Source organism: Staphylococcus sp. HMSC036D05 (assembly GCF_001836225.1).
Lineage (GTDB): Bacteria > Bacillota > Bacilli > Staphylococcales > Staphylococcaceae > Staphylococcus > Staphylococcus caprae.
Window position 1 is genome coordinate 160,221 of the sequence record NZ_KV827773.1, and the last position, 13,339, is coordinate 173,559.

Genomic DNA, 13,339 nt, shown 5'->3' on the forward strand with positions numbered 1-13,339 from the left:
TATTCCTGCAGGCGTGTCGCCATCAATACTGCGTATTTGTATTAAGAATAAAATTTTATCCAACCACATTTTCGTATGTATTCATATAATTAAATAAGACTTTTTGATTGGCAAATGGTTGTCTACAGTTTTTACTCTTCAATGTTTAAGGCATTGGAGAGTTTTTTATGTGCTAAAATTAACAATGATAGAGTTGCTTTTTGAATGTATCAACAATAAAGGGTGAAACGATGTCATATAATATAGAAGCATTGCAATTAAAAGTAGCACAATTAAGCAGAAAGACACACGAATTAGGTATTCCTCTCATGATATTATTCGAAGGTGTGCCAGCTTCAGGTAAGACGCGCTTATCTAATGAATTATTACTTAACCTAGATGCTAAGTATACCGATTTTATAGCTACTAAATCACCAGAAGCTCATGATTTGAGATATCAATTTCTGCAAAAGTACTGGAATACATTACCACAGAAAGGTAATATCAATATTTATTTTAGAAGTTGGTATTCACATTATCTCGACTATAAAGAGAATCAAATTAAACAGAATCAATATTCGAATTACGATGTTTTGATTAGACAAATTGATGATTTTGAAAATATGTTAAAAAAAGATAATTACGAAATCATTAAATTTTTCATCGAAATCAATGAAGAAAAGCGTCAAGAACATATTGAACAAACAAAAGAAAATCCATTAATGAAATGGAAAGTACAAGAGTATGAGAAAGTTATACCTCAAGACATTTACATAAGTGAAATGCGACAAATAATAAATGATAGTGATGATTGGAAGGTCATTGATTATACTGAAAGAAAGCAAGCAATCGAAAATATGTATCTACATATAATAGAAAGATTAGAATCTGCCATAGACAACTTTCAAACTCATGAAAGCGTTATCGATGGGAAATTTAATAAAAACTTTTCTACATCATTATTCGATATAGAAGTACCTAAAATTCATAAAGAAGAATATAAAGACCAAATTGAAACATTACAAAAGCGGATGAGAGAACTCCAATTTGCATTATATGAACGTAAAATACCATTAGTTTTAGTATTTGAGGGCATGGATGCAGCAGGTAAAGGTGGAAATATCAAACGTATAAGGGAGAAACTCGACCCAACAGGATATCAAGTTCATGGGATAAGTGCACCGACTGATGTTGAAAAGAATCATCACTATTTATGGAGATTTGCAAAAGAAATGCCAAAATCAGGGCATGTAGAAATATTTGATCGTAGTTGGTACGGAAGAGTTCTTGTTGAGCGAGTTGAAGGATTTGCTGAACAGACAGAATGGAAACGGGCTTACAAGGAAATTAATCAGTTTGAACAAATGTGGACAGATGAAGGAGCTTTAATTATCAAGTTTTTCTTATGTTTAGATAAAAAAGAGCAGTTAAAGCGATTTAAAGATAGAGAAAAGAATCCATATAAACAATGGAAAATTACAGATGAAGATTGGCGAAATAGAGAAAAATGGGATTTATACTTAGAAGCGAGTTACGATATGATTAAGCACACAAATATGAATGAAGCGCCATGGCACGTTATACCAGCAGATCATAAAAAGACAAGTCGTATTAAAGTACTACAAACAATCATTAATAGATGTGAAGAAGTGCTGTAAAACGATATCATGGATTTAATATCAAGATGATTTTCAAGGATTTTCTTTTTGAAAGTCATCTTTTTTTAGATGAATTGAGCAAAATTAGATTATAGAATTATTACGGTAGTGTAACAAAGTTGAAATCTGTAATATTACAGATAACTTAATAGTTGAGTCAAACCTATTAAAAAACTGATGTAAAACCACAAATATCGATGAAATTTTAAACGATTATTAAGGAATTATATGTTACAAAGCGATACATAAATATTTCAAGATTACAAAACTAAGTATGTATTGTAATTTTTTGTAAGGAACGTGTAATATACAAATGCATTTTTTATGGTATAGTGAATACCGTCAAAAGTTAACAAAAAACATTTTCAATATCGCACAACGAAATTTAAACACTAAGAATATAATTTACAAATTTTAATTTTAAAACATATCTGGAGGATTTTATATTATGAAAAAGACAGTTATCTCTACATCATTAGCTTTATCTTTAGGAGTTGCAGGTTTTGCATTAACAGGTCACGAAGCACACGCTTCTGAAGCTACAAACGTAGATCAAGCTCACTTAGCTGATTTAGCTCAAAACCACCCTGATCAATTAAATGCTAAACCAGTTCAAGCTGGCGCATACGATATTCATTTCGTAAACAATGGTTTCGAATACAACTTCACTTCTAATGGTACTAACTGGTCATGGAGTTACCAAGCAGCTGGTTCTCAATCTTCATCAGCTGACTACACTCAATCATACAACCAAGAAAGTTCAAACCAATCAGTAAGTTCTAATACACAATCAAGTAACACTAATGTTGAAGCTGTTTCAGCGCCAACTACTAGTCACCATAACTACAGCACTTCAACTACTTCATACTCTGCACCATCTTCAAGCTCAGCTTCAACTGGTGGATCAGTTAAAGCTCAATTCTTAGCTGCTGGTGGTACTGAAGCTGCTTGGAATGCTATCGTAATGCCAGAATCAGGCGGTAATCCTAACGCAGTAAACCCAGCTGGTTACAGAGGTTTAGGTCAAACTATGGAATCATGGGGTACTGGTTCAGTAGCTTCTCAAACTAAAGGTATGATTAACTACGCTAACAGTCGTTACGGTTCATTATCAAATGCAATTGATTTCCGCGCTAGCCACGGTTGGTGGTAAGATTTAATTTATAACTGGATAGCACAATCGAGTTATAAATGTTAGAGGATGACATCAGTCATCCTCTTTTTTTATGCAATTTTTTAATTGTGTTGAATAAAGTAACTTAAGCGTTTCATGCCTTATATCGAAGGGAATATAAACGAATAACTATCAATCGGTTTCTGTATCTTTTAAAGAAAGCTGTGAAATGATGAAGAACATTAAAAAGTTAGCTCAATTAGTGATTTTACATAGTGTTTTCTGGTTTTCAGTACAGATGAGTATCGCACAATTGGGGACTCGCATACCGTTACGCTTCTTTGATAAGAATGCGCACTTTTTTCGTCCTTTTCAATGGGAAAAAGGTGGTCAAATTTGGGGCGATACACTCCAAATAAGTAAGTGGAAAAAATTGATCCCTGAAGGTACAAAACTCAATAACGCGATTTATGATAAAAGTTATTTAACTAATAATATAGAAGAAACACGTCATTTATTATTGGAAATGAGAAGAGCCGAATTGGTTCATTGGTTATCAATGGTTCCTCTGATTGTGTTCATTAAGACACCTAAATACATAAAATATATCAATTTGTTGTATGTCGTATTTAGTCATGTACCTATCATTATTGTTCAGAGATATAATCGACCGAGAATTGAACGATTCATTCGTTTAGTTGAAAAGCGAGGGAAGAAATGATGACAAAGTCAGTTATTGTTATAGGTGGCGGATTAGGTGGTATAGCTGCTGCAATACGAATGGCTCAAAGTGGTTTCAACGTGAAATTATTTGAACAAAATAATCATATTGGTGGTAAAGTCAATCGCTTAGATGAAAGTGGGTTTGGTTTCGATTTAGGACCGTCGATATTAACGATGCCTTATATCTTTGAGAAATTATTTAATTACAGTGATAAAAAGATGTCAGATTATGTCGAAATTGAACGTTTACCATTGCAGTGGAGAAATTTCTTTCCAAATGGTGAAACGATTGATCTATATGAAAATAATGAAGCTACAGTATTAAACAACGTGCAATTGAATGAGAAGGATAAAGCAGAACTTGATCGATATTTTAAATACACTGAACGTATTCATCGTTTTACGGAAAAGGGGTACTTTAATCAAGGTCTTGATACATTACCTGAAATATTAAAATATCATGGACCATTGAAAGCGTTACATGGTTTTGATTACTTTTCAACGATGCAACAGGCCATTCATCGATATATTTCAAATCCGAGATTAAGAGAAATATTGGGTTATTTCATTAAATATGTAGGTTCATCATCTTATGATGCGCCAGCTGTGCTTTCAATGTTATTTCATATGCAACAAGAACAAGGATTATGGTATGTCAAAGGAGGCATACACCACTTGGCTCAAGCATTAGAGCAACTTGCGATTGAAGAAGGCGTAGAGATTCATACGGGAACATCTGTGAACAATATTAAAACGTATCATCATAATGTCACTGGTGTACGTCTTGCTAATGGTGACCTCGTTGAGGCTGATTACATTATTTCGAACATGGAAGTCATTCCGACATACAAATATTTGCTTCATTTTAGTCAACAAAAGATCGATCAACTTGAAAAGACATATGAACCAGCGAGTTCAGGGTATGTGATGCATTTAGGTGTCAATCGATCATACCCTCAATTGGCACATCATAACTTTTTCTTTTCCGACGATTCTAAACGAAATTATGATGAAGTCTTTCATCAAAAAGTATTGCCACAAGACCCTACCATCTATCTTGTGAATTCGAACAAAACTGATTTACAACAAGCACCTGATGGGTTTGAAAATATTAAAGTATTACCGCATATTCCATATATTCAAGATAACCCCTTTAAAAAGGAAGACTATGAAGCGTTTAAAACACGTGTATTAATAAAATTAGAAAAAATGGGCCTCACTGATTTAAGAAAGCATATGATTTATGAAGATATTTGGACGCCAGAAGATATTCGCCAACACTATCATTCTCATAGAGGTGCCATTTATGGTGTGGTGGCTGATAAAAAGAAAAACAAAGGCTTCAAATTCCCTAAGCATAGCAATTATTTCGATAATCTCTTCTTTGTAGGAGGATCAGTAAATCCTGGTGGAGGAATGCCAATGGTGACATTAAGTGCACTTCAAGTCGCTGATAAAATTAATGCAATTGAAGCTCAGAAGGAGTGATCGTAGTTGAAAATGATACAATTCATACTTACTATATTATCTACGATTTCACTCATATGTGGTCGACTTATATTTAATCAAAGACATCGATTACTATCATCGCAAAACCGTATCATTCATAGTAATGAAGTAACAATTATTATCCCCGCGAGAAATGAAGAACGTCGGCTACCTCATTTGCTTCAATCATTGCAAGGGCAACAAGGTATTTATGAAGTGATTGTGATGGATGATGGTTCTAAGGATAACACAAAAGAGATTGCACAAACGTTTGGTGCGACAGTTTACGAAATAGAACAGAATCTTGATAGACAATGGTTTGGTAAATCCCATGCCTGTTATCAAGGTGCTACAAATGCACAATCAGAGCTATTAATGTTTGTAGATGCAGATGTAACGTTTGGTCATCCCCATGCGATTGAAAAGATATTAAATACGTATCGCAAACAACATAACCATGGATTACTCAGTGTTCAACCTTTTCATGAAACGGGTAAGTTTTATGAGAGTTTATCAGCAATTTTTAATTTGATGACGGTTGTCGGGGTGAACCAGTTCTCAAGTTTAGCTCGTCAATCTAATAACGATATTGCTTTTGGTCCTGTTACATTAATGCATCGAGATGATTATTTTAAAACGGATGGACATAAAAATGCACAGCATTCAATTATTGAAGGTTTTGCTTTAGGTGAAAAGTTTGAAAGTGTACAATTACCTGTAACGATTTACGAGGGTGGAAACGATGTTAAATTTCGGATGTATGAAGCGGGTATTCAATCGCTTATACAGGGGTGGACGAAACATTTTTCAGTAGGGGCAAATAAAACACAACCGCAAATCATGTTAGCTATTGTTATGTGGTTAATGGGTTCAATCACGTCCACTCTAGCGTTATTGATAAGTGTATTTGCCAAACCTGCATCAAGAATTGTGTCTTTCCTATTCTATGTTTTATACACGTGCCAATTTGTACTATTACATCGAAGAGTAGGCGCTTTCTCAATGTTATTGCTCATATTACATCCGGTTTTATTTATCTTTTTCATATTTATCTTCGCAAATTCTTGGCGACATACACATTTTTCTAAAAAGGTCGAATGGAAAGGTCGTTCATTTAAAATAAATTAAAAAGTAAACAAATCTCATAACAATTAGGAGGAGAATCATGACAACGAATGAAGAAAATTTTAAATATTGTCATCAAATTATGAAAGAACATTCTAAAAGCTTTTCGTATGCCTTTGACTTCTTGCCTGAACAAGAACGTCAAGCAGTATGGGTGATATATGCAGTATGTCGAATTATAGATGACAGTATTGATGTGCATGAAAATCCTCAAATACTAAAAGATATTCATGAAGATATTTCATATATTGAAAACACAAGTGATATCAGCCATCACGAATTTAAAAGTAATCAATCTATTATGGTAGCACTATATGTTGTTTCACAACACTACACGATTGAGTACCAATCATTTTATAACCTGATTCAAAGTGTTTATGAAGATCAGAACTTTGAAATGTTTGAAACGGACGAAGCACTTTTAAATTATTGCTATGGAGTTGCAGGAACAGTGGGTGAGGTGCTAACGCCTGTACTAGCTCAGTCACCGAATAAGGAGACGTATGCTACCGCACGTAAATTAGGCGAAGCGTTGCAAATTACTAATATTTTACGTGATGTAGGTGAGGATTTTGAGAATGGCAGAATTTACTTTAGTGAAAGTAGTCTTGCGCGCTTTGATGTCTCCATTGAAAATGAATTCAACCATCGCATTTCAAATCAATATATTGATTTATGGGAATATTTTGCAGCAATCGCAGAAGATGATTATGAAATAGCGTTGTCGAATATTGACACTTTTAATAAAGAAGCCCAACCCATTATAGAATTAGCAGCAGTGATATATCGCGCTATTTTAGATGAAGTAAGAAAAGCGTCTTATACTTTACATCGTCGTGTCTACGTTTCAAAGCTTAATAAAGCGAAATTATATAGAAAGATTAAAAATAAATATCAGTTATAGGTGGAATGTGGTATGAATATTGCTGTGATAGGTGCAGGTGTCACTGGCTTAGCAGCGGCAGCTAGACTTGCTTCTCAAGGAAATCGTGTAACCATCTTTGAAAAGAATAATCGTATAGGCGGGCGAATGAGTCAATTCACGAAAGATGGTTTTACGTTTGATATGGGGCCATCTATTGTGATGATTCCAGAAGTATAAAGAGCAGTATTTGAAGAATGCGGTAAAAATTTTGAAGATTATGTGGAAATGAAACAGTTGCCATATATCTATGATGTATATTTTGGGAAAAATGATAAAGTACGCGTACCGACAGATTTAGCAGAGTTACAAGAAACGCTAGAAAGTATTGAACCTGGTACTACGCATGGCTTTATGTCATTTTTAACGGATGTTTATCAACGTTATGAAATTGCGCGTTATCATTTTCTAGAGAAAACATACAGAAAGACTTCAGATTTCTATAATTTGGAATCCATCATTCAAGGTTTGAAATTAAAAACGTTAAATAATGCTGATAATTTAATAGAAAATTATATTGATAATGAACGTATTCAAAAATTACTGGCATTCCAAATGCTATATATCGGCATCGATCCCAAACGAGGCCCTTCATTATATTCGATTATTCCAATGGTCGAAATGATGTTTGGCGTCCACTTTATTAAGGGTGGCATGTATGGCATGACGCAGGGTTTAGTTCAATTAAATAAAGATTTAGGCGTTGAAATACAGCTCAATGCTCAGATAGATGAAATCATCATTGATCCTAAGTATAAACAAGCGGATGGCGTGAGAGTCAATGGCTTAGTGCAACGATTTGATAAAGTCCTGTGTACTGCAGATTTTCCTTATGCTGCAGAGAAGTTAATGCCGTCTCACTCTCCAGTTAAAAAATATAAACCTAGTAAAATTGAACGTTTAGATTATTCTTGTTCTGCATTTATGATGTATATCGGTATAGATAAAGATATTACTGATGAAGTCATGCTTCATAATGTGGTCTTTTCTAAGCGATTTCGACAAAACATTGATGAAATATTTGGCGGTAGGATATCAGAAGACCCATCGATTTACGTTTATGTGCCAGCAGTTGGAGATTCAAGTTTAGCGCCGAAAGGTAAGACTGGATTGTATATTCTAATGCCTACACCTGAACTGAAGACGGGTCAGATTAATTGGAAAGATGGATCAATCATTGAACAAGTAAAAGACATTATTTATCATCAATTAGAAACGATTGATGCGCTAGAAGACGTGAGATCACACGTTATTTCTGAAACTATATTTACGCCTATTGATTTTGAAAAGGAATACAACGCAAAATTTGGTACAGCGTTTGGTTTAATGCCTACATTAGCACAGAGTAATTATTATAGACCACCGAACGTTTCAAGAGATTACAAAGATTTATATTTTGCAGGAGCAAGCACGCATCCAGGAGCTGGTGTACCCATCGTGCTTACGAGTGCTAAGATTACAGTGAATGAAATGTTAAAAGATATTGAGAATGGTGTTTAAAGGGGAAGACTTTATCTACGGCCTCATTTATTTTACTACATTGACATGTTTGAGGAACTCACATTTGTGGGTTCTTATTTAAATTTAAAATATGAAGAGAAACAGTATATATAATGAGTGGGCAACTTTAAATTGATTCAGTTCAGAATATTGTAAATATTGACATAATTAAGGTTGTTGATAAAATTGAAGATAACATAAGGATGTAGATGAATTCGAGGGGGCTTATGATGGTTATTTCAGATAGACTTGCAGCAATTCCTGATAGTTATTTTGGTAAAACGATGGGGCGTAAAGTTGAACATGGACCTCTACCACTGATAAATATGGCAGTAGGGATTCCTGATGGTGAAACGCCCAAAGGCATTATCAATCATTTTTCAGAAGCATTACGTATCCCTGAAAATCAAAAATACGGTGCATTTCACGGTAAAGAACCATTTAAAGAAGCTATTGTGAATTTCTATCAACGACAATATGGCGTAACGTTGCACAAAGATGATGAAGTATGTATCTTGTATGGAACTAAAAATGGGCTCGTAGCATTGCCGACATGTATTGTGAATCCTGGAGAAACCGTACTTTTACCCGATCCAGGTTATACTGATTATCTAGCAGGTGTCATGCTGGCCGATGCGAAACCAGTGCCACTTGAACTTGAACCTCCTGACTATTTACCAGATTGGAATAAGATTGACCCACAAACTTTAAAGGAAACAAAATTAATTTATTTAACCTATCCAAATAATCCTACTGGTTCTACAGCCACACAATCAGTCTTTGATGAAGCAATTGAAAAATTTAAAGATACAGATACTAAAATTGTTCACGATTTCGCCTATAGTGCATTTGGATTTGATGCTAAAAATCCGAGCATTCTTGCCTCGAAACATGGTAAAGATGTGGCGATAGAAATCTTTTCATTATCTAAAGGGTATAATATGTCAGGTTTTAGAGTAGGTTTTGCAGTAGGGAATAAAGAGATGATTCAAGCTTTGAAAAAGTATCAAACACACACGAATGCAGGAATGTTCGGAGCACTGCAAGATGCTGCAACATATGCACTCAATCATTATGACGACTTTTTAGAAGAACAAAATGAAACGTTTAGAAAAAGACGTGATATGTTTGAAGCAAAACTAAAAGAGGCGAAGTTACCATTCGTTCATTCTAAAGGTGGGATTTACTCGTGGTTGCATACGCCGCCTGGATATAATAGCGAAGAATTTGAACAATATTTATTACAAGAGAAATCTATTCTAGTCGCACCAGGTATACCGTTTGGTGAAAATGGGAATGATTATGTCAGAATTTCTCTTGCATTAGATGACAAACAACTAGAAGAAGCAGCAGAAAGATTAACACAACTCGCAAATATGTATGACGTGTAAATGTCAATCAAATTAAAAAAGCATGGAGTGTGAGCGATAATTATATCGCATTTCACTCCATGCTTGATTATTTTAGTTTATTTAGCGTCATAACCTTGGTCTTCGATTGCTTCTTTCATTTGAGCAACGTTGACTTTTGAATCGTCGTATTCAACGCGAACATGCTTTTCATTTAAATTTACTTCTGCAGTATGAACGCCATTGAGTTTAGCTAAAGAAGATTCCACTGCATCTTTGCAATGTTCACAGCTTATTCCTTCTACTTGAATCGTTTCCTTTGTCATAAGTCCCACTCCTTATTGATTTTCCGCTTGTTTCTAATTACTATATTAAAACGCACTTGCAAATTTTGAAAGTAAAGTTTACTTAAAGCCTATAATTTCATATTTTTAAGACGAAGTGCATTTGTAACCACACTCACTGAACTTAATGCCATAGCAGCACCAGCAATCCATGGTGCGAGCAGGCCTAAGGCTGCAATTGGAATACCTGCGACATTATAACCAAATGCCCAGAATAAATTTTGACGTATATTGCGAATCGTCGCTTTACTCGCTTTGATCGCTTTAGGTAATAGTAATAAATCTCCGCCAAGTATAGTGATATCTGCAGCTTCAATTGCTACTTCTGTACCTGTGCCAATCGCAATTCCTATATCAGCTTTTACTAGGGCTGGTGCGTCATTGACACCATCACCAACCATTGCTACGTTTCTTCCTTCTTCTTGTAAAAGTGACACCTGTTCTGCTTTTTGTTCCGGTAACACTTCCGCGATAACTCGGTCAATACCAACCTCTTGAGCAATCGCTTGTGCGGTTTGTTTATTGTCTCCTGTAAGCATAACAACTTCAATATTCATGTTTTGTAACTCGGATACAGCTTGTTTTGCAGTATCTTTTACAGTATCAGCAACAGCAATGACGCCTTTAAGTTCTTGTTCAATCGCAATCATCATAGCAGTTTGACCTTGTCGTTCATGTTGAGCAAGTTTCTGTTCATTGTCTGTATCAATCGTGATATCAAAGTCATGCATTAATTTGCGATTACCAATTAATACGTGTGTTTCATTAATCATTGCTTCAATGCCATGTCCGGGTCTCGCATTGAATGATTCATTGTCCAATAAGGAGAGCCCTTTATCTTCAGCAAAAGTGACAATGGCTTCAGCGAGTGGATGTTCAGATGCTTTCTCTGCACTCGCTAAAAGTTGAAGTGTCTCTAAATCACCAGCGTAGTCTGTAACTTTAGGTTTACCATTAGTAATTGTGCCCGTTTTATCTAATACAATCGTGTCAATATGATGCGTGCGTTCTACAAATTCGCCGCCTTTAAATAGAATACCATTTTCAGCAGCGCGGCCGGTACCTACCATAATAGATGTAGGCGTTGCTAGACCTAAAGCACATGGGCATGCTATGACGAGAACAGATATTGCAGCTAGTAATGCAGGTTCAAATTGACCTGTGTGCACGAATACAATCCACACAAGAAAAGTGACTATGGCAATACCCACTACAATAGGTACAAAATAGCCAGAAATGATGTCCGCTAGTCTTTGGATAGGCGCTTTAGAACTTTGGGCTTCTTCAACGACTTTGATAATATTTGATAAAGCAGTATCACGACCTACTTTAGTTGCTTTCACATACACTGACCCGTTCTTATTTAATGTTGAACCAATAACAGTATCTCCAATGACTTTTTCAACTGGCATAGATTCACCCGTCAACATAGATTCATCAATAGATGTGTTGCCCTTAATGACTTCACCATCAACAGGAATTTTCTCGCCTGGTTTAATGATTAAAGTATCACCCTCGATGACTTCACCAAGTGGTACCATGACTTCTTGATTGTTTCTTAATATACGCGCTTCTTTAGCTTGCAAATTTAATAACTCGCCAAGTGCATTCGTTGTTTGAGATTTAGCACGTGCTTCTAAATACTTTCCAAATAAGATTAAAGTAATTAAGATTGCGCTCGTTTCAAAATATAAATGAGGTTCATTTACGTGGTGAGTTATCCATTGAATCATTTCATAAAGACTGTAAAAATATGCAGCACTTGTTCCTACAGCGACTAATACATCCATATTTGCTGAGCCATTACGTAAGTTTTTATAAGCGCCCACGTAGAATTGCCAACCTATAATAAATTGAACAGGCGTAGCCAGAATGAATTGAAACCACGGATTCATCAGGATTGCTGGTAGATGAAGCGGAAGTAAATGAACAAACATCATAAGTAATAACGGTGCTGATAAGATAGCTGAAATAATTAATTTTGTGCGTTTTGCTTTGAGTTCTTGTTCTTTACGAGACATTTGTTGATTATCGTCATTGTTTATCGGTTCAGCGTCGTAACCCAATTTTTGAATACGTTGAATGATTCGATCCGTATTTATGGCATTAGGATAATAGGATACTAATGCTTGTTCCGTCGTTAAATTAACTGTAGCGTGTTGGATTCCTTCAGTTTTATTGAGGACTTTCTCTATACGATTGGAACACGCGGCACATGTCATCCCTGTGATGTCTAATTCTTGCTTTTCTGTTCTAACATCATAGCCTAACTTTTGTATTTCTGAGATAAATGATTTGGAATCATATTGATCAGCGTCATATTTGATCGTTGCTTTTTCTGTAGTGAGGTTAACTTGTGCTGAAACATCGTCAAGGCGATTAAGTTTTTTCTCAATACGGTTGGAGCATGCCGCACATGTCATTCCAGTAATATCTAGTGTGGTTGTTTTATGTGTCATAGGAACGCCTCCGTTTCTTTTCACAAGTTCAATGTACCCCCTATAGGTATATAAGTCAATCTCTTTGTTCAATAATATTGAAAATAAAAAACACGTACGTCATCGATAAGAAATACGCACGTGTTTAGCATTTATATTTAAGAAATTGAGTGAACAATCAAAAGATCAGGTATGTGAAATGGAAAATTGTTGAACGTTTATTTATTAGTATTGAAAATATAATGATTGTGATTTCAATTTCGGATCGTTGTTACGTTATTTAAATGTATTAGAAAAAGTCAGATGGCTTTAAATTTTCTAAGTCTAAATCTTTAAAGTTATTGAAGTTAAAGTTAGAGAAATCTTGAACAATTTCGCCACTTTTAGCTTGTTCGTAGTAATGGCCTGCTTCATTAAGGATATCGTGGTCTTGGAATGTTTTAATGATTCCTAAGATAATAAGGACTGAAATAACGCCTTTTAATAGTGTCTTCATATTTGGATGGCTCCTTTGTTTATTTCTTGAGATAGATTATACAAGACTTTTTTTGAAAACACATGCATCCATAGTATTGAAATCACATCAAACTTTAGAACTACTTCTTCCAAAGGAAGTTAGTAGTTCTTATGCAATAGACGAAGGCTATTATAAACCAAAGCCTTCAATTATTTCTTATTTTAAATCATATTTTTCCTCAA

Annotated in this window: 10 protein-coding genes and 1 pseudogene; 8 read left to right on the top strand and 3 right to left on the bottom strand. The window is 34.9% G+C overall.

What is annotated here, in order from left to right:
• Window positions 1-230: 230 nt before the first annotated feature.
• The 8 genes and pseudogenes from HMPREF2580_RS01325 to HMPREF2580_RS01360 all read left to right on the top strand — a co-directional run bounded on the left by HMPREF2580_RS01325 (window position 231) and on the right by HMPREF2580_RS01360 (window position 9,900).
• Entirely contained in the window at window positions 231-1,637 is a 1,407-nt protein-coding gene (locus HMPREF2580_RS01325; RefSeq protein WP_070830132.1) for a phosphate--AMP phosphotransferase, read from the top strand.
• 448 nt (window positions 1,638-2,085) lie between these two features.
• A complete protein-coding gene (locus HMPREF2580_RS01330) occupies window positions 2,086-2,790 on the top strand; it encodes an aggregation-promoting factor C-terminal-like domain-containing protein (protein ID WP_002444378.1) in 705 nt (234 codons plus the stop codon).
• Between the two features lie 193 nt (window positions 2,791-2,983).
• Complete coding sequence (locus HMPREF2580_RS01335; protein WP_070830374.1) at window positions 2,984-3,472, top strand: glycosyl-4,4'-diaponeurosporenoate acyltransferase CrtO family protein; 489 nt, start codon at window positions 2,984-2,986, stop codon at window positions 3,470-3,472.
• Complete coding sequence (locus HMPREF2580_RS01340; RefSeq protein WP_070830133.1) at window positions 3,472-4,962, top strand: phytoene desaturase family protein; 1,491 nt, start codon at window positions 3,472-3,474, stop codon at window positions 4,960-4,962. The genes HMPREF2580_RS01335 and HMPREF2580_RS01340 overlap by 1 nt, the downstream gene beginning before the upstream one ends.
• A gap of 6 nt (window positions 4,963-4,968) precedes the next feature.
• Window positions 4,969-6,090 (top strand): glycosyltransferase family 2 protein, encoded by a 1,122-nt coding sequence (locus tag HMPREF2580_RS01345; RefSeq protein WP_070830134.1) that lies wholly within the window; start codon window positions 4,969-4,971, stop codon window positions 6,088-6,090.
• A gap of 37 nt (window positions 6,091-6,127) precedes the next feature.
• Window positions 6,128-6,991 carry a phytoene/squalene synthase family protein gene (locus HMPREF2580_RS01350; protein ID WP_002444370.1) on the top strand — a complete coding sequence of 288 codons (864 nt, stop codon included), beginning with the start codon at window positions 6,128-6,130 and terminating at the stop codon, window positions 6,989-6,991.
• Between the two features lie 12 nt (window positions 6,992-7,003).
• Window positions 7,004-8,509 (top strand): annotated as a pseudogene (locus HMPREF2580_RS01355) (phytoene desaturase family protein).
• Window positions 8,510-8,739: 230 nt separating this feature from the next.
• A complete protein-coding gene (locus tag HMPREF2580_RS01360; protein ID WP_070830135.1) occupies window positions 8,740-9,900 on the top strand; it encodes an aminotransferase class I/II-fold pyridoxal phosphate-dependent enzyme in 1,161 nt (386 codons plus the stop codon).
• Window positions 9,901-9,977: 77 nt separating this feature from the next.
• Here the strand turns inward: HMPREF2580_RS01360 and copZ are convergent, their stop codons facing one another.
• The 3 genes from copZ to HMPREF2580_RS01375 form a co-directional block, all read right to left on the bottom strand.
• Complete coding sequence (gene copZ / locus HMPREF2580_RS01365) at window positions 9,978-10,184, bottom strand: copper chaperone CopZ (protein WP_070830136.1); 207 nt, start codon at window positions 10,182-10,184, stop codon at window positions 9,978-9,980.
• An 89-nt stretch (window positions 10,185-10,273) separates the two neighbouring features.
• Window positions 10,274-12,661 carry a heavy metal translocating P-type ATPase gene (locus HMPREF2580_RS01370; protein WP_070830137.1) on the bottom strand — a complete coding sequence of 796 codons (2,388 nt, stop codon included), beginning with the start codon at window positions 12,659-12,661 and terminating at the stop codon, window positions 10,274-10,276.
• Between the two features lie 268 nt (window positions 12,662-12,929).
• Window positions 12,930-13,136: a hypothetical protein gene (locus tag HMPREF2580_RS01375; protein WP_002444354.1), complete on the bottom strand. Its 207-nt coding sequence runs from the start codon at window positions 13,134-13,136 to the stop codon at window positions 12,930-12,932.
• Window positions 13,137-13,339 lie beyond the last annotated feature (203 nt).